Below are 18,350 nucleotides of genomic sequence, written 5' to 3'. Positions count from 1 at the left end.
TTGCAACGGTCCCTCAAGGGGGGTGAAATCCGCGAGGACATGCCCCCAAAAGCAAACAGCCCCTCCGAAGAGGGGCCGTTGTTTCGTCTGCGACCGGCTGGGCCTGACGGCCCGTCCTCACATGAACTGGCGCAGCAGGATGTAGATGCCGCCGGAGAGCAGGATGGCCACCGGAAGCGTCAGCACCCAGGCCATGGCGAGGTTGCGGATGGTGGACATCTGCAGCCCGGACTTGTTGGCCGCCATGGTGCCGGCGACGCCGGAGGAGAGCACGTGGGTGGTAGACACCGGCAGGCCGTAATGGTCCGCCGCGAAGATGGTGCCCATGGCCACGAGCTCGGCCGCGCCGCCCTGGGCGTAGGTGAGGTGGGTCTTGCCGATCTTCTCGCCCACCGTGACCACGATGCGCTTCCAGCCCACCATGGTTCCGAGGCCGAGCGCGATGGCGACCGCCACCTTGACCCAGAGCGGGATGAACTTCGTCGCCTCGTCCAGCGAGCGCTTGAAGGCGGCGAGATTTTCCTTGGTCTCCGCGTCGAAGGCGGGCTCGCCCGTCTTGGTCATGAAGCGGATGGTCTCGGAGGCCAGATACATGTCGTTGCGCATGTTCGGCACCGAGGCGGCAGGCACCTGGGCGAGGGTGGAAGTGGTGGCCACCATGGCCCCCATTTCACGGGCGATCTGCGCCAGGGCCGGCACGGTGTCCGGCTTCAGCTCGCGGTCGCGCACATAAGCGGTGAGGATCGCCCGGGGATCGCCGGTCACCGATCCAGGCGCGCCGTTCTTGGTCAGGGAGGCGGCCGTGGCGGCGGTGAGCGCGCGGAACTGGGCGACGTCGGCCGGGTCCACCGCGCGGTTCAGCGCATAGGCGGTGGGCACGATGCCGATGAGGATGAGCATGATGAGGCCCATGCCCTTCTGCCCGTCATTGGATCCGTGGGCGAAGGACACGCCGGTGCAGGTGAGCACCAGGAGGCTGCGAATCCACCACGGCGGGGCCTTGCCTTCCTTCGGCTCCTTGTAGAGCGCGGGGTTCTTCACCAGGGCCTTCAGCGTGAGCAGAAGCAGGCCGGCGGCGAGGAAGCCGACGACGGGCGAGAGCAGGAGCGAGTAGCCGATATTGGCCGCCTGGCTCCAGTCCACGCCCGAGGTGCCGCTATGGCCCTGGTAGATCTGGTTGGCGATGCCCACGCCCATGATAGAGCCGATGAGCGTGTGGGAGGAGGAGGCCGGCAGGCCCAGATACCAGGTGCCGAGGTTCCAGATGATGGCGGCCACGAGGAGCGCGAACACCATGGCCATGCCGGCGCCCGAGCCCACGTTCAGGATCAGCTCCACCGGGAGGAGCTGGATGATGCCGAACGCCACCGCGCCCGAGGACACCAGCACGCCGAGGAAGTTCCAGCAGCCCGACCAGACCACCGCGAAATTCGCCGGGAGCGAATTCGTGTAGATCACGGTCGCCACCGCATTGGCGGTGTCGTGGAAGCCGTTCACGAACTCAAAGCCGAGCGCGATCATGAGCGCCAGCAGGAGCAGGATGAAGGGGATGATGGCGAGCGAGCCGGGTTCGGCCGCCTGCACATCGGTCCAGATGGACCAGGCCACATACATCAGGCCGCCCAGGAGGACGGCGAAGAACAGGAAGGTCTGCATCATGCCCGGCGGCTTGTCGGGAATGACGCTCGAGGACGGTTTATGCTTGTGATGGTGGTGGCCCGTTGCCGGACTGGCCGCCTCGCTCATGGTCGTCCCCTATGCGCCTTTGGACATGAGGCCGCCTGGATGCGCCATGTCGATGACGCACGCATGACGGTACTCGCATGACGTTGGGGTAGAGGGACGTAAGCCGGCCTATTCCGCCCCCAGCCGCCGGCAGAGCAGATCGAGCTGGTCGAGGTCGGAATAGCGGATGCGCAATTCGCCCGCCTCCCCCTTCGACTGGAGCGAGACGGCGAGGCCCAGCACGTCCGACAGGCGCTTCTCCAGGGCTCTGGTGTCGGCGTCCTTGGGGGCGGCGACGCGGTTGGCGATGGCGGTCTTCGCCTTGCCGAGATTTTCCACGTCGCGGACGGTGAGGCCCTTCTCCATGATCTGCCGGGCAAGCTTCTCGGGATCGTCGTGGGACAGAAGCGCCCGGGCGGCGCCGGGGCTAATGCGACCGTCGGCGAGATAGACCTTCACCCCTTCCGGCAGCTTCAGCAGGCGCAAAGTATTGGCGATGTGGGGCCGGCTCTTGCCGATCACCTTGGCAAGGTCGGCTTGGGTATAGTCGAACTGCGCCATCAGGGCCTCGTAGCCCTGGGCCTCTTCCAGCGCGTTGAGGTCGGCACGCTGGACGTTCTCGATGATGGCGACTTCCAGCGCCTCGCGCTCGTTGAGCTCCACCACCACCACGGGCACGTCGTGGAGCCCGGCCTTCTGCGCCGCGCGCCAGCGGCGCTCGCCGGCGACGATCTCATAGCGGTCATGCCCCAGCGGGCGCACCACGATGGGCTGGATGATGCCCTTTTCGCGGATCGAGGCGGCAAGCTCCTCCAGCCCGTCCTCGCGGAAGCTGCGGCGGGGGTTGCGCGGGCTCGGGCGCACGAATTCGATGGGCACGGCCGAGCCGGCCCGGCCCTTCTGATTGGGCGCGGGCCGCGTCTCTTCCGGCCCCATCTCCCCGATCAGCGCCGCCAGCCCCCGCCCGAGCCGCGAACGGCCTTCCTCCGCCATGATGCGTCGTTCCTTATCTTAACGTTGGGGGCCTGCCCCTCTGATTTCGTCATCCGGGGATCCACGGGGCTCCGCCGGGGTGATACCAGCGGCGAGGCGTGGATGCCCGGATCAAGTCCAGGCATGACGTGCGTTTATGCTGCCGCGTGCCGCTTAAGCCGCCACCGCCCGCGCCGCGCGCTCGCGCTGGATGACTTCCGAGGCGAGGCGCAGATAGGCCTGGGAGCCGGCGCATTTCAGGTCATAGAGCAGCACCGGCTTGCCATAGGACGGGGCTTCCGAGACCCGCACATTGCGGGGGATCACCGTGTCATAGACCTTCTCGCCCATGAAGCTGCGCACATCCTGCATCACCTGGTCGGAGAGGTTGTTGCGGTTGTCGTACATGGTGAGGACGATGCCGTGGATGGTGAGCTCCGGGTTCAGCGCGCCGCGCACCTGCTCCACCGTCTTCAGGAGCTGGGACAAGCCCTCCAGCGCGAAGAACTCGCACTGCAGCGGCACCAGGATGGCGTTCGCCGCCGCCATGGCGTTCACCGTGATGAGCGACAAAGAGGGCGGGCAGTCGATGAGCACATAGGTGAAGGGCGGCGCGTCCGGGTCCGCGGCCAGGGCCCTGAGCGCATGGCGCAGGCGGAAGGCGCGGTCGCGCTCATTGGCGATCTCCAGCTCCAGGCCCGAGAGGTCCAGGGTGGAGGGCGCCACATAGAGCGCGGGCACGCCGCTCTCCTGCACCGCCTGCGAAAGGGTCGCCTCGCCGGTCAGCACGTCATAGGTGGAGACCTTGCGGCGCGAGCGCTCGATGCCGAGGCCCGTGGAGGCGTTGCCCTGGGGGTCGAGGTCGACCACCAGCACAGTCTCCCCGATGGCGGCGAGCGCGGTGCCGAGATTGATGGCCGTGGTGGTCTTGCCCACCCCGCCCTTCTGGTTGGCGAGCGCAAGGATGCGCGGCGTGACGCCGCCAATGATGGGGGCGGTGGACGAAGGGTCGATCATGTGGCGCGTGTCCGCGTGTGGCTCACCCCGCCTTCGGTCCCGAGGGACCGGCCGGCGTGGGGGAGGAGGCCGCTTTCTCCGCCCGCGTCACCAGCAGGACCCGTCCGTCGGGGTCGCTGAGGCTGCGGCGAAGTTCAACGTCGAGTGTCCAGTCTTTGCGGGCGGCGGTCAATTCGTTCTGCGCATCCTTTCCTTTCGGAAATAGTCCCAAAGCCCCGGCGGCGAGGAAGGGCGCGGCGAGGTCGAGCAGCTTCGGCAGCGGCGCCAGCGCGCGGGCGGAGACCACGTCCGTGCCCGGCGCAAGCTGCTCCGCCACCTCCTCAATGCGCTGGGGATGCACGCTTACCGGCAGCCCGGCCCGGCGGGAGGCCTCGCGCAGGAAGGCGGCCTTGCGGCTGTCGCTCTCCACCAGCGCCACCTTCGACCCCTCCCGCTCCGCCAGGACGGCGGCGATGACGAGACCGGGAAATCCGCCGCCCGAACCCAAATCCACCCAGGAGAGTGGCTTTTCGGGAACATGGTTAATGAGCTGTAAAGAATCGGCGATGTGGCGCGACCACAGGTCCGGCAACGTCGCCGGCGCGATGAGATTAATCGTTTTCTGCCAATGGGTTAGAAGATCTACAATGAGATCGAGGCGCGCGAGTGTTTCACGTGAAACGGCCTTTTCGACCGCGCTACGGCCGTCCGATACAGCTCTCTTCACCCCGGGCGTAGGCACCTACGACCTCATCTCATACATGTCGTCGGGGCGAATCGGCCCGCGATGAACACCATCCCCGAAATTCACAGGGCCACCGGCTCGGTCGCCCTCTCCTTGGCACCCTGCCGCCGGGCATGGGTGACGAGGAGCGCCAGCGCCGCCGGGGTCATCCCCTCCATGCGGCCCGCCTGCCCCACCGTGCGGGGGCGCACGCGGGCGAGCTTCTGCTTCAGCTCGTTGGAGAGGCCGGGCAGGTCCGCGTAGGCAAGGTCCTCGGGGAGGATCAGGTCCTCGTCCCGGCGCAGCGTGGCGATGTCCGCCGCCTGCCGGTCCAGATAGACGGCATACTTGGCGTCGATCTCCAGCTGCTCGGCGATAGCCGGCGAAAGACCTGCGAAGTCCGGCCAGATGCGGGTGATGACGCCCATGTCCATGTCGGGATAGGCGAGGAGATCGAAGGCCGTGCGGCGCTGGCCGTCGCGGTTCAGCGCGAGGCCGAAGGCGGCGGCCTCGTTGGGGGTGATGCTCACCGCCTTGGCACGGGCGCGGGCACTCTCCAAGGCGGTCGCCTTCTCCGCGAAGGCGCGGATGCGCTCCCGGCCCACAAGGCCGAGGGAGACGCCGCGCGGGGTGAGGCGCTGGTCCGCATTGTCGGCCCGCAGCGTCAGGCGATATTCGGCGCGCGAGGTGAACATGCGATAGGGCTCGGTGACGCCGCGCGTGACGAGGTCGTCCACCATCACCCCGAGATAGCCCTCGGCCCGGTCGATGACGATGCCGTCCCCGCTCTGGCCCTCCCCTCCCCCGGCGCGGCGCGCAGCATTGAGGCCGGCGAGCAGCCCCTGCGCCGCCGCCTCCTCATAGCCGGTGGTGCCGTTGATCTGGCCGGCGAGAAACAGGCACGGCGCGCGCTTCGCCTCCAAGGTGGGGGCCAGCTCGCGCGGGTCCACATGGTCGTATTCGATGGCATAGCCGGGGCGCAGGATCACCACCCGCTCCAATCCGGGAACGGTTGCAAGAAGCGCCTGCTGCACGTCTTCCGGCAGCGAGGTGGAGACGCCGTTGGGATAGACGGTGTGGTCATCGAGCCCCTCGGGCTCCAGGAAGATCTGGTGGCCCTCCCGGTCGCCGAAGCGCACCACCTTGTCCTCGATGGAGGGGCAATAGCGTGGGCCGGTGCTCTCGATGCGCCCGGAATACATGGCCGAGCGGGAGAGGTTGGCGCGGATCACATCGTGCGTCGCCTGGGTGGTGCGGGTGATGCCGCATTCCACCTGGGGGTTCGGCAGATGGGTGGTCAGCGTCGAGAAGGGCTCGGGCACCTCGTCACCCGGCTGCATCTCGAGCGACGCCCAATCGATGGTGCGGCCATCGAGCCGTGGCGGCGTTCCTGTCTTCAGGCGGCCGAGCGCGAGGCCGAGCCGCGCCAGCGTGCCCGACAGGCCGAGCGAGGGCTTCTCGCCCATGCGCCCGGCGGGGATCTGCACCTCGCCCATATGGATGAGGCCATTGAGGAAGGTGCCTGTCGTGAGAACCACGGCGCCACAGGAGAAGGCGCGTCCGTCGGCCAGGAGAAGGCCGGCGACCCGACCCTCCTTCAGGATGAGGTCGTCCGCCTCCCCTTCCACGATGGTGAGGTTCGCCTGCGCCGCGAGCGCGGCCTGCATGGCGCGGGCATAGAGCTTGCGGTCCGCCTGGGCGCGCGGCCCGCGCACCGCCGGGCCCTTGCGCCGGTTGAGCAGGCGGAACTGGATGCCGCCCGCATCCGCCACCCGGCCCATCAGCCCGTCCAGCGCATCCACCTCGCGCACCAGATGGCCCTTGCCCAGCCCGCCTATGGCCGGGTTACAGGACATGGCGCCAATGGTCGCCGCGCTCATGGTGACGAGCGCCGTGCGCGCGCCGAGCCGCGCCGCGGCGGCCGCCGCCTCGCACCCGGCATGCCCGCCGCCCACCACCATCACGTCGAACGTCGTATCCATCTTGGCCCGTGTCCCTGCCGCGCGCGGCATTGTTCGCGGCTCTGTGGAAACGCCACTTTCGCGGCGCGGTCAAGGCAGGGTTGCGCGCTCGTGCCTGGCTCGGGTGACAAGGCCGGTGTTTCACGTGAAACATGCCGGCGCCGACTGCGGAGCTGACGCATGACAGAGACCAAGGACGATCTCCCCATTCTCACCTTGCCCAGCCTGAAGGCGTGGGAGGAATGGCTCACCCGCGAAGGCCCCTCCGCCTCGGGCGCCTGGCTGAAATTCGCGAAGAAGGGTGCGGCGGAGGCGACCCTCTCCAAGCAGGACGCCATCGACGGCGCGCTCTGCCATGGGTGGATCGACGGGCAGATCGGCCGCCTCGATGCGCATCACTGGCTCATCCGCTTCACCCCGCGCCGGCCGCGCGGCCTGTGGTCCAAGCGCAACCGCGAACGGGCGGAGGAACTGATGAGCGCCGGCCGGGTGACGCCCGCGGGTGTGCGGGAGATCGAGGCTGCGCAGGAAGACGGCCGCTGGGCTGCGGCCTACACCTCCCAAGGCAAGGCGGAGGTGCCGGCCGATCTCGCTGCCGCTCTGGAAGCAGAGCCAAACGCGAAGCGCTTCTTCGCGACGCTCACGGGCGCGAACAGATACGCCGTGCTGCACCGGGTCCACACGGCCCGGACGGAAAAGACGCGGGCCGCCCGCGTGGAGAAATTCGTCGCCATGCTGGCGCGGGGCGAGACGATCCATCCGGTGAAGGGGAAGGCGGAGAATTAGACAGCGGCCGCTTTCAGGGGGGCAGCCGCAATCCCCTCTCCAGCTTCCGGGAGGATCAGGGAGGAAGGGGTGCTCGCCGCAGATCCGGATGCGGTGCTCTGCTTCAGGTGCCCCCTCCCCACCCTCCCGCAAGCGGGAGAGGGAGCTTGGCGCACCGGCTGGAACAAGAAAGCGGACGCACAGCGGGGGCTTTGTCTGAGCCCGGTGCGGACAGGACGATCCCATTCCGTGAGGGAGAGCCTTTGGACTTGGCAAGCACCGCTCCCGCACAGACCGCCGTGTTTCCCTCTCCCGCTTGCGGGGGGAGGGTTAGGGAGGGGAAAGGTGCTTGCCGCAGATCCGGATGCGGCGCTCTGCTTGAAGAGCCCCCTCCCCAGTTCTCGCCCGCAAGAGGGAGAGTGAGCTTGGTGCGCTCGGGTTGATGTGCGAGGCGGGCAAATGCGCATCGCAGACTCTGGCGCCGCGGGATGCGGGCGAGACAATCCATTGATGGCTTTGACGGCCCCCGTTCAAGCAGACCACCCCAGTCCCCTCTCCCGCTTGCGGGGGAGGGTTAGGGAGGGGGAAGAGTGCTGACCGCAGACCCGGATGCGTTGCTCTGCTTGAGAGCCCCCTCCCTAGCCCTCCCCCGCAAGCGGGAGAGGGAGTCTGACGGGCGTATCGCAACGATCCCCCGGGGGAGAGGTTTGAATAGGGTGGCTAGCGTCACCACAATTGTCTGAGCTGGCCATCCCGGGCCGCTTTCTTGCGTGAAGAATTCCCGGCTCAAGCCCGGGGATGACCGATGGAAAGGGAAGCCCGCGTCATCGGCGGCATGGCGCCTATGAAGCATCACCCTCTCCGGCAGTGGGCGAAATCACCGCCTACCCTCCCCTCACTGATCGTCATGGCCGGGCTTGACCCGGCCATCTACGAGGCTCCGCCGGGTACAGCTTCAAGGATAGATGTGGATGCCCCTGCCCGGGCATGACCGGGATCTACGCCATACCCCGTCCTTGGACGTCGATTGGCTCTAAGCGCTTTTCCAACCTCAGAAAGAGACGTTCGGATCAAGTCCCGCCTTGGCGGCCGGGCCGAGCGTACAAGCCCAAACGGAAATGTTTCACGTGAAACATCCCTCACTTGCCGATGCAGAAGGTGCGGAACAGGGCGTCCAGCACATCCTCCACATCCACCCGCCCCACCACTGCATCCAGCGCCCGCGCGGCGAGGCGGAGGTCTTCGGCGAACAGCTCTTCGCCCTGGGCTTCCGCCGCCCGCGCCAGATGCTCCAGCGCCGCTTCCAGCGCGAACCGCTGGCGCGCCCGCGTGATCAAGGCCGGCTCGCCGCCGGCCAAGGTTTCCGCCCGCGCCGAGATGAGGCGGACGAGATCGTCCATGCCGTGCCCGGTCAGAGTCGAGATGGCGAGCGCTTCGCCCTCCACCATCACCCCGCCCGTATCCCCTTCCCCGATATCCGCCTTGGTGCGCACGGGAATGGCCAGGGAGAGGTCCGGCGGCGGGGGCGCATCGTCCGGCGACAGCCATAGGACAAGGTCTGCCGCCGCGGCGCGGGCCCTGGCGCGGCGCACGCCCTCGGCCTCGATCTCGTCCTCGGTCTCGCGCAAGCCTGCCGTGTCAATAAGGGTGACGGCTTGGCCGGACAACTCCAGATGGACCTCCAGGATGTCGCGCGTGGTGCCCGGAATATGGGAGACGATGGCCGCCTCGCGGCCCGCCAGGCGATTCAACAACGTGGACTTGCCCGCATTGGGCGGCCCGGAAATGGCGATGGCGAGGCCGTCGCGCACGCGCTCGCCGCGCTCCGCATCGCTGAGGGCCGCCTCAAGCTCCCCCTTCAGGAGCGCCGCCTCCCGGCGCGCAGGGGCGGACAGGTCTTCCGGCACGTCCCCTTCGTCGGAGAAATCGACGGTGGCCTCCACCAGCATGAGCGCCTTGACCAGCCGCTCGCGCCAACCCGCCACCTGCCGCGACAGGGCACCGGAGGCGAGCGCGAGCGCCTGGCGGCGCTGGGCCTCGGTCTCGGCGGCGATGAGGTCGGCGAGGCCCTCCACTTCCGCAAGATCCATCTTGCCGGAGGCATGGGCGCGCCGGGTGAACTCGCCGGGATCAGCGGGACGGAACCCCGCAAGCGAGCCGAGCGTTCGCAAAACCGAAGCCACGACGGCCCGCCCGCCATGGAGATGAAGCTCCACCACATCCTCCCCCGTGGCACTGGCGGGTGCGGGAAAGAACAGGAGCAGCCCGCGATCCAGCGGCGCGCCAGCGGCGTCGCGCAGGGTCGCAAGCATCGCCTGACGGGGCGGGGGAACGCGCCCCGCCATCAGACGGGCGGCTTTCTGGGCCAAAAGTCCGGAAATACGGACCAATGCAACCCCGGAGGGCACGCGACCGCTGGACAAGGCGAAGATGGTGTCGGATGACGGCACAAAAATACCCTCAACTCCACATGGAGCACGGATGAGCGAGAATCGCCTGACGGCAGAGACCAGCCCCTATCTGCTCCAGCATAAGGACAATCCTGTCCATTGGTGGCCCTGGGGCCCGGCGGCCTTCGAGGAGGCGCGCCGCACCGGAAAGCCCGTGCTGCTCTCCGTCGGCTATGCCGCCTGCCATTGGTGCCACGTCATGGCCCATGAGAGCTTCGAGGACCCCATGGTTGCCGGCCTCATGAACGACCTGTTCGTGAACATCAAGGTGGACCGCGAGGAACGCCCCGACGTGGACCAGATCTATATGGGCGCGCTCTACCAGTTGGGGGAGCCCGGCGGCTGGCCGCTGACCATGTTCCTGGACGGCGAAGGCGCCCCCTTCTGGGGCGGCACCTATTTTCCCAAAACCGCGCGCTATGGCCGACCGGGCTTCACCGACGTGCTCCAGCAGGTCTCACAGGTCTATCGGGAGAGCCCGGAGAAAATCCGCCAGAATCGCGAGGCCATCCTCTCCCGCCTCGCCGCCGCGGCGCGCCCGGAAGGCCGCGTCACCATCGGCCTGAAGGAGTTGGACAAAGCGGCGAGCCAGATTTCCCAGCTGTTCGACAGGGTCCATGGCGGGCTTCGCGGCGCACCGAAATTCCCCCAGAGCGGCCTTCTGGAGCTGATGTGGCGGGCGGGCGGGCGCACCGGCGACGAGGCGCTGCGCGCCACCGCCGCCTTCACCCTTAACCGCATGTGCGAGGGCGGCATCTACGACCATCTGGGCGGGGGCTTTGCCCGCTACAGCGTGGACGAATTCTGGCTGGTGCCGCACTTCGAGAAGATGCTCTACGACAACGCCTTGCTGCTGGAGCTGCTGGCGCTGGCCCATGAGGAGACCGGCGATCCCCTCTTCCTTGCCCGCGCGCGGGAAACGGTGGGCTGGCTGAAGCGGGAGATGACGACGCCGGAAGGCGCCTTCTCCGCCTCCCTCGATGCCGACAGCGAAGGCCATGAAGGCCGCTTCTATGTGTGGACGAAGCGCGAGATCGAGGCCGTTCTGGGGGCTGCGGATGCGGCCTATTTCGGCGATTTCTACGACGTGAGTGCGGAAGGGAACTGGGAAGCGTCCGTCATCCTCAACCGCACGAAGGCGGGCGATGTGGCCGAGGCGGATGAGGCGCAGCTCGCGCCCATGCGGGAAAAGCTGCTGGCGGAACGGGGAAAAAGGGTGCGGCCGGGGCTGGACGACAAGGTCCTTGCCGACTGGAACGGCCTGATGATCGCGGCGCTGGCCCGCTCCGGCGCCTTCCTCGGCGAGGCGGACTGGGTGGAGATGGCGGCCCGCGCCTTCGCCGCCGTGTGCCGGCTCATGGAGAAGAACGGGCGGCTCGGCCATGCCTGGCGGGACGGCCGGCTGCTCTTTCCAGGCCTCGCCTCGGACCTTGCCGCCATTGCCCGCGCGGCGGTCGCGCTGCACGAGGCGACGGGCGAAACGGCATATCTCCAGAAGGCCGAGGCCTTCCTGGAGGCGCTGGAAGCGCACCATGCGGACCCCGCAACGGGCGCCTATTTCCTCACCGCGGACGATGCGGATGCCCTCGTGGTGCGCCCGCTTTCCACCATGGACGAGGCGCTGCCGAACTATAATGCGGTGGCCGCCGACACGCTGGTGCGCGTCGCTGCCCTCACCGGCCGGGGCGATCTGAGCGAGCGCGCCGACCGGATTCTCACCGCCCTCTCCGGCACCGTTGCGGCCAATGCCATCGCCCACGGCGCGCTTCTCAACGCCATCGGCACCCGCCTCTCGCTGGCCGAGATCGTCGTGGTGGGGACCGAGCACGAGCGGTTCGCGCAGGCCGCATTGCGCCTCCCCTTCCCCGACCGGGTGGTGATCCGCGCCGGCGCGGCGGCGGATCTGCCCCCCGGCAGCCTCGCCCGCGCGCAAGCGGAGGCCGCGCCGGCGGCCGGAGCGGCCTTCATCTGCCGCGATGGGCGCTGTTCGCTGCCGGTGACGGACCCGGACGGGCTGAAAGCGGCACTCGACGCCGGAGCCGGCCAAAACGGTGGTTTTGCGCCGGCTTAAGAAAGTGATGGCCTCCAGAATGGACTGGGAAGCCCACCAGCGGCCGTTTTATCTCGGAGGATGCGAAGGTCGTCGAAGGGCCGAAGCAGCCGGCCACGCGCTTCCTATTGAAGCAACTTTCAGGTGCATTCCGATTGTAAATGAGTCTTCTGCGTGTACTGCGCAGGCCGCGTCAGGCCATGGCCTTCCGGCGGGGTGAGGTCTGCGCCTCCGGTCCCGGAGCAACCGATTCGCGCGACACACCGGCGAGAAGCGCGGCATCCTGCCGACGGTCGGCGGGTGTGCGGAGCAGATCGGTGACCACCGCCTCCACTACCTCCGCCCAGCGATACCAGGACAGTCGGGTCGCGTTGGCGCGCAGGGCCGCCAGGGTCGCGGGCGCCTCCATCTCCAGGATGCGCGCGACCAGCTCCTTCATGTCGGAGAAATAGGCGCCCTCCTCCCCCAGGATCTCGCGGGCCACCAGCGTATTACGGGCGATCACCGGCGTGCTGTGGGAGATGGCCTCCAGCAGCGGCAGGCCGAAGCCCTCCGCGAGCGAGCCGAAGAGCAGCGCGTGCGCCCCCTCATAGAAGGCGGCGAGGCTCGCATCATCGAGGCCTTCGAACCAGAACAGATGCGTGCCGAGCCAGGGCGAGTTCTTGATGCTGTCGACGATGGGCTCGCTCATCCAGCCGTGCCGGCCGACGATCACGAGCGGGCGCTCATATCCCTCGCCCCAGAGATGCTCCAGCGCGGCGATGACGTCCGCATGCCCCTTCTTGGGCTCGAGGGTGCCGACCATGAGCCATGGCCGGCGCGCCAGCAGGTCCGCCACGCCGTCATCGAGCCGGGCCGCTCCCGTCACGCGCTCCGGGGCGGGGTCGAAGCCGTTATAGGCGATGCTGCCGCGCACCGCATGGCCTTGCCATTCCCCATAGGCCCTCACCTGGGAGAGGGTCTGCTGGGAGATGCAGTAATAATGGCTCACCGTGCTGAAGGAGCGCGACAGGCGCTGGGCGAAGTCCTGCCGCCAGGGATACTGGTAGAAGGTCGGCATGGTGACGGGCAGGATGTCGTGCACCAGGAACACCACCTCGGCGCCCCCGGCCCGCGCGGCCTCATAGGCCTCCATCTCCATGTCGTGCCAGTAGCCGGGGCAGAAGAGGATATCCCCTTCTCCCAGCTCGATGCGCTCGCCCACCTTCCGGCGCGCGGTGGCGCGGTGGCGGATGTTGGGCACCAGATCGGCGGCCCACTGGGCCACGGCAAGCATGGTCTTCTTGACCGGCCGCAACGGAAAAAGGGCCGCGACGAGATTGGCGCCCTGGAGGATCACCCGCGACCCATAGCGCACGGCTTCGAGCCAGACCCTGAAAAGCGGGTTGGACCTGGGCGCGGACCGGGCGGGGGTATTGATCTCGACGGCGGCGCGCCGATGGAAGCCGTCCTGGGCGAATTCCGCGGGGATCAGTTCCACGCCGGCACGCGCGGCGACGGCTGCGCCGTGGACCACATACTTCTCCACCACCCGGGGAATGCCGGTGGGGGCGGGATGGGGTGCGATGAACGTGCAATCGACGATGATACGGCGGACGCCGGGTCGAGATGCGTTCAAGTCAGCATGAACCGCCGGCACATCCATCGAATATCAATTCTCTCAAATTGCCCCGCTGACGGTGGCCATTTGCGCTCAATTTAAAGGGGGCGAAGGATGGATTCGGCGTCCATTTTCCCAGGCTCGTAATGCCGTAACATGGGGGTTTTGAAGCGTCAAACCGACGCGCGCGGTGCCCCATCGGCAGACAGGACGACATCAAAAGACCGGCCCGGTGAAGCCCGCATCGCGCATGCAGGCGCCGACGAGGACGGCCCGCGCCTCCCCGCTCGCATTGGGGTCGCCGCCCGTGGGCGGCAGCCAGTTGGGGCGGGGTGCGCAGGAGGCGCCCCACACGGCGTCGGGCCGGCAGGCCATGCCGTTATTGGAATAGATGCCCGGCGCCACCATGATATTGGCGGAGATGTTGGGCAGCTTCTGCAAAGCAAGCGACTGGCAGCGGCGCAGCGCGAGATCGTAACCCTGCTGCGCCGCGACGGGCTTGGCCTCCTCCGGCGCGCAGGCGGGGAGGCAGAGCATGGCGACGGCCATGACGCAAAGTCGCATCATGTGCCCCATCCTGCCCGCCTCCCGCGCAGCAATCCAGCCATCGGCCGGAGCGTCAATTCTCCACCGGCCGCCAGCCATCATTGAGCAGGCAGGCGCGGGTCAGAGCCTCGCGGCCTTCCTCGTTGGCATCCCGGGTGGAATAGCGCGGCGGGTTCCAGACCTTTTCCCGCGTGCAGATCTTGGTGCCGTTGGGACCGCCCGGCACGCAGTTTTCCTTCCCGTCCGTAAAGCCGCCGGAATAGGACATGTACTGGACTTGGTTCGCCGGCAGCTTGGTCCAGGACTCCGCCTCGCACTTGGCACGCGCCACGTCGTAATCCTGCTGCGTGGCGCCAGGCTTGGACATTTTCTCAACGCAACCCGACAAGAAAAGGCCGAGTGCAAGCAATGAAAGAGTACGTAACAGCATCTACAATCCCCCAGGATCAAACGCCCAATCCCTAATATTACGTCAATACGCAAATCAGAAGACAGGAAAGCAGGGGAAGGCACAGGAGTGGTCAGGGGACATGCTGTGCGAGCGGCTGGCCGATGCCAAACGAGCCGCACTCCCTCCCCCGCGGACGGGAGAGGGAGAGGTGTTCGATCGTCAGGTGTTCATGGAATCGAAGAAGTCCGAATTCGTCTTGGTCTGCCGCAGCTTGTCCAGGAGGAACTCGATGGCGTCGACGGTCCCCATGGGATTGAGGATGCGGCGCAGCACGTACATCTTCTTGAGCACGTCCGCCGGGACCAGCAGCTCTTCCTTGCGGGTGCCGGAGCGGGTGATGTCGATGGACGGGAACACGCGCTTGTCGGAGACCTTCCGGTCGAGGATGACTTCCGAGTTACCGGTGCCCTTGAACTCTTCGAAGATCACTTCGTCCATGCGCGAGCCGGTATCGATGAGCGCGGTCGCGATGATGGTGAGCGAGCCGCCTTCCTCGATATTGCGCGCCGCGCCGAAGAAGCGCTTGGGCCGCTGGAGCGCGTTCGCGTCCACGCCGCCGGTGAGCACCTTGCCCGAGGACGGCACCACCGTGTTGTAGGCGCGGCCGAGGCGGGTGATGGAATCCAGGAGGATCACCACGTCGCGGCCGTGCTCCACCAGGCGCTTGGCCTTCTCGATCACCATTTCGGCGACCTGCACGTGGCGCGAGGCCGGCTCGTCGAAGGTGGAGGAGACCACCTCGCCCTTCACCGAGCGCTGCATGTCGGTCACTTCCTCCGGCCGCTCGTCGATGAGCAGGACGATGAGGAAGCATTCGGGGTGATTCGCGGTGATGGACTTCGCGATGTTCTGGAGCAGAACGGTCTTACCCGTGCGGGGCGGGGCGACGATGAGGCCGCGCTGACCCTTGCCGATGGGCGAGACGATGTCGATGATCCGGGCGGAATAATCCTTCTTGGTCGGATCCTCGATTTCCAGCTTCAGCCGCTCGTCGGGATAGAGCGGTGTCAGGTTGTCGAAGTTGATCTTGTGCCGGGTTTTTTCCGGATCTTCAAAATTGATGGTGTTGACCTTGAGGAGGGCGAAGTAGCGCTCGCCTTCCTTGGGGGACCGGATCTGGCCGTTGACCGTATCGCCGGTGCGCAGGCCGAAGCGGCGGATCTGCGAGGGGGAGACATAGATGTCGTCCGGGCCGGGCAGATAATTGGCGTCGGGGGAGCGCAGGAAGCCGAAGCCGTCCTGGAGCACCTCGACAACGCCCTCGCCGATAATCTCGGTTTCGCTCGCCGCCAGCTGTTTGAGGATGGCGAACATAAGCTCCTGCTTGCGCAGGGTGCTCGCATTCTCCACCTCATTTTCTTCGGCGAAGGCGAGCAGCTCGACGGGGGTTTTGGACTTGAGATCCTGTAGTTTCACTTCCCGCATATGGGAAAGCCTCGAAATCTTGAATGGGCCCTGTGGCTCCTGAAAGAAAGCCGGGCTGATGGGGATGGGGGAATCGCAGGTCTTCAGGAAAGCCGGGCTATTTGGCTCCGCCTTACGCGCCGACCCAGTCTCTGACGTGACCGGAGAAGCGAAGCGCGCATTGCCTGCGTTGGGGAAAGCACATGAACCATAGCGGAACCGCGCGGGTCAGCGCAAGCCCCGGTTATTCACATGACTGACATTTGGGGGAGCGGCACGCTGGGCGCAAGGGCAGCCTGCGCGGCGTTGCCCCATTCCCTCTCCTTGGAGGGGACCGCTGCACTGTTCGTTCAAATGCTCGGTGGCTGTGTTCTTCACCTCTCCCCGAGGGGGAGAGGTCGGCTGCATCGCAGCCGGGTGAGGGGGCCCCGGCGCTTCAGGACCTGAGGGGGTGGTCCCCCCTCACCCCAGCCCTCTCCCCCACGGGGAGAGGGAGCACGGCGCACTGGTCACCTGATCCCGCCTCTCAGTCGTCATGGCTCACGACCGGCCTCGGAGAATCCCCGGGTCGCGCCCGGGGATGACCACTGAAGAAATGGTTCGCCGAGGGCGCCCCGCTCAAAGAACCTTTGCGCCGTCCTCGAAGGACAGGCGCGGCAGGCGGTCCATAACCTTGGAGGCATCGCCATGGCCGAGGGCAGCGATGAAATTGGTCTTCACCTTGCCATCGGGGAAGAATTCCGCATCCACCTTGGCATTGTCGAAGCCGGACATGGGGCCGACATCGAGGCCCACCGCACGGGCGGCGATGATGAAATAAGCGCCCTGGAGCGACGAGTTCCGGAAGGCGTGCGGCTCGACCATGGCCGGAATGTTCACGAACAGGTCGCGGAAGCCGGGATTGTGCGGGAAGAGCTCGGGGATCTTCTCATAGAATTCCAGGTCGTAGCCGATGATGGCGATGACCGGGGCGTCGAGGGCTTTCAGATTGCCTTCCATCAAGGCGGGCCGCAGCCGTTCCTTGGCTTCGGGCGTCGTCAGGAAGACGATGCGGGCCGGCTGGGTGTTGGCCGAGGTCGGGCCATAGATCATCAGATTGTAGAGGTCGCGCAGCTCTTCCTCGGAGACCGGCTGGTTGGTCCAGCCATTCTGCGAGCGGGCCTTGAAGAAGAGGGTGTCGAGGGCGGCGGGATCGACTCTGTAGGTCATGGGAGCACCTGTGGCGAAATTGGCCGCCAACGCGGCCTCATCCCCGGACCTAAGCCTTCCGCAGATGAAGTCCAAGACACTGGGATGCAAGCATTTCGTTGCATTGATGCAATGACGTAGGGGCCCCAGGTGGAACATAGTCCCCTCTCCCGCTTGCGGGGGAGGGAGCCTGATCCCTCTGGTCCCTCCCGAATTTTGCAACGGTCCCTCCTCCGCCCTGAGAAATCGGCAGAGGCGCAGCGCAGCGAACATCGCTATGGTCCGCCCGCTTCCCGCCCCGAGTGCCCCATGCCCGCTTCCTCCCCCATCGACATCGCCGCCATGCTCGACCAGGTGCGCGCCCATGTGCGCGACCTGCCGGAGAGCGGCATCGTCGAGGTGATGAATTACGGCCGGAAACGCGACGGCACGATCCCGCTCTGGGCGGGCGAGGGCGACGTGCCGACCCCCGCCTTCATCTGCGAGGCCGCCGCGCGCTCGCTCCATGCGGGGGAGACGTTCTACACATGGCAGCGCGGCCTGCCGGAGCTGCGCGCGGCCATTGCCCGCTACCATGCGCGGCTGTACGGCATCCCGGAGGATCCGGAGCGCTTCTTCGTCACCGGCTCCGGCATGCAGGCGATCCAGATCGCCTTCGCCATGGCCTTGGGCGCGGGCGACGAGATCCTCATCCCCTCCCCCGTCTGGCCTAATGCGCCGGCCGCCGCGCAGAAGGTGGGTGCGCACCCGGTCTATGTGCCGTTCCATTACGGCCCGGAGGGCTTCACCCTCGACCATGCGCGGTTCGCCGCCGCCGTGACGGAGCGCACCCGCGCCATCTTCCTCAACACGCCGGCCAACCCCACCGGCTTCGTCGCGACCCATGAGGACCTGAAAGCCCTGCTGGCACTCGCCCGCAAGCACGGGCTCTGGATCATCGCCGACGAGATCTATGGCCGCTTCCATTATGAGGGCGGCCGCGCCCCCTCCTTCCACGACGTGATGGAGGAGGGCGACCGCATCCTGTTCGTCCAGACCTTCTCGAAGAACTGGGCCATGACCGGCTGGCGCGTCGGCTGGATCGAGGCGCACCCCGCACTCGGCCAGATCATCGAGAACCTCATCCAGTATTCCACCTCGGGGGTGGCCGCCTTCATGCAGCGCGGCGCCATCGCGGCGCTGGAGGAGGGCGAAGGCTTTGTCGCCGAGCAGGTGGCGCGCGCCCGGCACGGACGCGACCTCGTGGGCGACGTGCTGCTCGCCACCAACCAGGTGAACCTCGTGAAGCCGCCGGGCGCCTTCTACTTGTTCTTCGGCATCGAGGGGGAGGACGACGTCCGCCGCCTCGGCCTGAAGCTGGTGGACGAGGCGGGGGTTGGGATCGCGCCGGGCACCGCCTTCGGCCCCGGCGGGGAAGGCTTCATGCGCCTGTGCTTCGCGCGCGGGGAAGGTCAGCTCGCGGAAGCGGCGCAGCGGCTTGCCGCCTGGATCGGGAGGCGCCCGGGGCGCTAAGCGCCG

Annotated in this window: 14 protein-coding genes; 3 read left to right on the top strand and 11 right to left on the bottom strand. The window is 67.2% G+C overall.

The genetic code is table 11. The features are described 5' to 3' along the window. Positions 1–117: 117 nt before the first annotated feature. The 5 genes from ABLE91_RS10240 to mnmG all read right to left on the bottom strand — a co-directional run bounded on the left by ABLE91_RS10240 (position 118) and on the right by mnmG (position 6,399). Positions 118–1,659: an inorganic phosphate transporter gene (locus tag ABLE91_RS10240; protein WP_510181937.1), complete on the bottom strand. Its 1,542-nt coding sequence runs from the start codon at positions 1,657–1,659 to the stop codon at positions 118–120. Positions 1,660–1,854: 195 nt separating this feature from the next. After that, complete coding sequence (locus ABLE91_RS10235) at positions 1,855–2,718, bottom strand: ParB/RepB/Spo0J family partition protein (protein WP_348930712.1); 864 nt, start codon at positions 2,716–2,718, stop codon at positions 1,855–1,857. 153 nt (positions 2,719–2,871) lie between these two features. Continuing rightward, on the bottom strand, positions 2,872–3,714 hold the full coding sequence (locus ABLE91_RS10230) for a ParA family protein (RefSeq protein ID WP_348930711.1): 843 nt from the start codon (positions 3,712–3,714) through the stop codon (positions 2,872–2,874). Positions 3,715–3,736: 22 nt separating this feature from the next. After that, positions 3,737–4,420: a 16S rRNA (guanine(527)-N(7))-methyltransferase RsmG gene (gene rsmG / locus ABLE91_RS10225; RefSeq protein WP_348931196.1), complete on the bottom strand. Its 684-nt coding sequence runs from the start codon at positions 4,418–4,420 to the stop codon at positions 3,737–3,739. An 80-nt stretch (positions 4,421–4,500) separates the two neighbouring features. Next, complete coding sequence (gene mnmG / locus ABLE91_RS10220; protein ID WP_348930710.1) at positions 4,501–6,399, bottom strand: tRNA uridine-5-carboxymethylaminomethyl(34) synthesis enzyme MnmG; 1,899 nt, start codon at positions 6,397–6,399, stop codon at positions 4,501–4,503. Positions 6,400–6,558: 159 nt separating this feature from the next. On the opposite strand from mnmG, the gene ABLE91_RS10215 reads away from it, so the two are divergent. Continuing rightward, entirely contained in the window at positions 6,559–7,164 is a 606-nt protein-coding gene (locus ABLE91_RS10215) for a YdeI/OmpD-associated family protein (RefSeq protein WP_348930709.1), read from the top strand. Between the two features lie 1,118 nt (positions 7,165–8,282). Here the strand turns inward: ABLE91_RS10215 and mnmE are convergent. Continuing rightward, positions 8,283–9,593: a tRNA uridine-5-carboxymethylaminomethyl(34) synthesis GTPase MnmE gene (gene mnmE, locus ABLE91_RS10210; RefSeq protein WP_348930708.1), complete on the bottom strand. Its 1,311-nt coding sequence runs from the start codon at positions 9,591–9,593 to the stop codon at positions 8,283–8,285. Between the two features lie 31 nt (positions 9,594–9,624). On the opposite strand from mnmE, the gene ABLE91_RS10205 reads away from it, so the two are divergent. Next, on the top strand, positions 9,625–11,664 hold the full coding sequence (locus ABLE91_RS10205) for a thioredoxin domain-containing protein (protein WP_348930707.1): 2,040 nt from the start codon (positions 9,625–9,627) through the stop codon (positions 11,662–11,664). Positions 11,665–11,836: 172 nt separating this feature from the next. Here ABLE91_RS10205 and ABLE91_RS10200 read toward each other — a convergent pair whose 3' ends face one another. From ABLE91_RS10200 to ABLE91_RS10180, 5 genes are all read right to left on the bottom strand, one after another. Continuing rightward, positions 11,837–13,261 carry a glycosyltransferase family 4 protein gene (locus tag ABLE91_RS10200; RefSeq protein ID WP_348930706.1) on the bottom strand — a complete coding sequence of 475 codons (1,425 nt, stop codon included), beginning with the start codon at positions 13,259–13,261 and terminating at the stop codon, positions 11,837–11,839. Between the two features lie 198 nt (positions 13,262–13,459). Continuing rightward, positions 13,460–13,810, bottom strand: a complete 351-nt coding sequence (locus tag ABLE91_RS10195; RefSeq protein ID WP_348930705.1) for a hypothetical protein — start codon at positions 13,808–13,810, stop codon at positions 13,460–13,462. A gap of 52 nt (positions 13,811–13,862) precedes the next feature. Then, entirely contained in the window at positions 13,863–14,156 is a 294-nt protein-coding gene (locus tag ABLE91_RS10190) for a hypothetical protein (RefSeq protein WP_348930704.1), read from the bottom strand. Between the two features lie 243 nt (positions 14,157–14,399). Next, a complete protein-coding gene (rho, locus tag ABLE91_RS10185; RefSeq protein ID WP_348930703.1) occupies positions 14,400–15,665 on the bottom strand; it encodes a transcription termination factor Rho in 1,266 nt (421 codons plus the stop codon). A gap of 597 nt (positions 15,666–16,262) precedes the next feature. Then, on the bottom strand, positions 16,263–16,853 hold the full coding sequence (locus ABLE91_RS10180) for a malonic semialdehyde reductase (RefSeq protein ID WP_348930702.1): 591 nt from the start codon (positions 16,851–16,853) through the stop codon (positions 16,263–16,265). 288 nt (positions 16,854–17,141) lie between these two features. Here ABLE91_RS10180 and ABLE91_RS10175 point away from each other — a divergent pair, with 288 nt between their 5' ends. Continuing rightward, positions 17,142–18,344: a pyridoxal phosphate-dependent aminotransferase gene (locus ABLE91_RS10175; protein ID WP_510181929.1), complete on the top strand. Its 1,203-nt coding sequence runs from the start codon at positions 17,142–17,144 to the stop codon at positions 18,342–18,344. Positions 18,345–18,350: the final 6 nt, after the last annotated feature.

Origin of the sequence: Aquabacter albus, from assembly GCF_040049275.1 — a bacterium.
In the GTDB taxonomy this organism is placed as follows: domain Bacteria; phylum Pseudomonadota; class Alphaproteobacteria; order Rhizobiales; family Xanthobacteraceae; genus Aquabacter.
The sequence above is the reverse complement of the archived record's forward strand: the minus strand, read 5'-3'. Positions and strand labels throughout refer to the sequence as shown.

Bases quoted from the DNA above. Each gene is read 5' to 3' on its own strand.
- ABLE91_RS10240 (WP_510181937.1), bottom strand. From the start codon at position 1,659: ATGATGCAGACCTTCCTGTTCTTCGCCGTCCTCCTGGGCGGCCTGATG.
- ABLE91_RS10235 (WP_348930712.1), bottom strand. From the start codon at position 2,718: ATGGCGGAGGAAGGCCGTTCGCGGCTCGGGCGGGGGCTGGCGGCGCTG.
- ABLE91_RS10230 (WP_348930711.1), bottom strand. From the start codon at position 3,714: ATGATCGACCCTTCGTCCACCGCCCCCATCATTGGCGGCGTCACGCCG.
- mnmG (WP_348930710.1), bottom strand. From the start codon at position 6,399: ATGGATACGACGTTCGACGTGATGGTGGTGGGCGGCGGGCATGCCGGG.
- ABLE91_RS10215 (WP_348930709.1), top strand. From the start codon at position 6,559: ATGACAGAGACCAAGGACGATCTCCCCATTCTCACCTTGCCCAGCCTG.
- ABLE91_RS10205 (WP_348930707.1), top strand. From the start codon at position 9,625: ATGAGCGAGAATCGCCTGACGGCAGAGACCAGCCCCTATCTGCTCCAG.
- ABLE91_RS10195 (WP_348930705.1), bottom strand. From the start codon at position 13,810: ATGATGCGACTTTGCGTCATGGCCGTCGCCATGCTCTGCCTCCCCGCC.
- ABLE91_RS10190 (WP_348930704.1), bottom strand. From the start codon at position 14,156: ATGTCCAAGCCTGGCGCCACGCAGCAGGATTACGACGTGGCGCGTGCC.
- rho (WP_348930703.1), bottom strand. From the start codon at position 15,665: ATGCGGGAAGTGAAACTACAGGATCTCAAGTCCAAAACCCCCGTCGAG.
- ABLE91_RS10180 (WP_348930702.1), bottom strand. From the start codon at position 16,853: ATGACCTACAGAGTCGATCCCGCCGCCCTCGACACCCTCTTCTTCAAG.
- ABLE91_RS10175 (WP_510181929.1), top strand. From the start codon at position 17,142: ATGCCCGCTTCCTCCCCCATCGACATCGCCGCCATGCTCGACCAGGTG.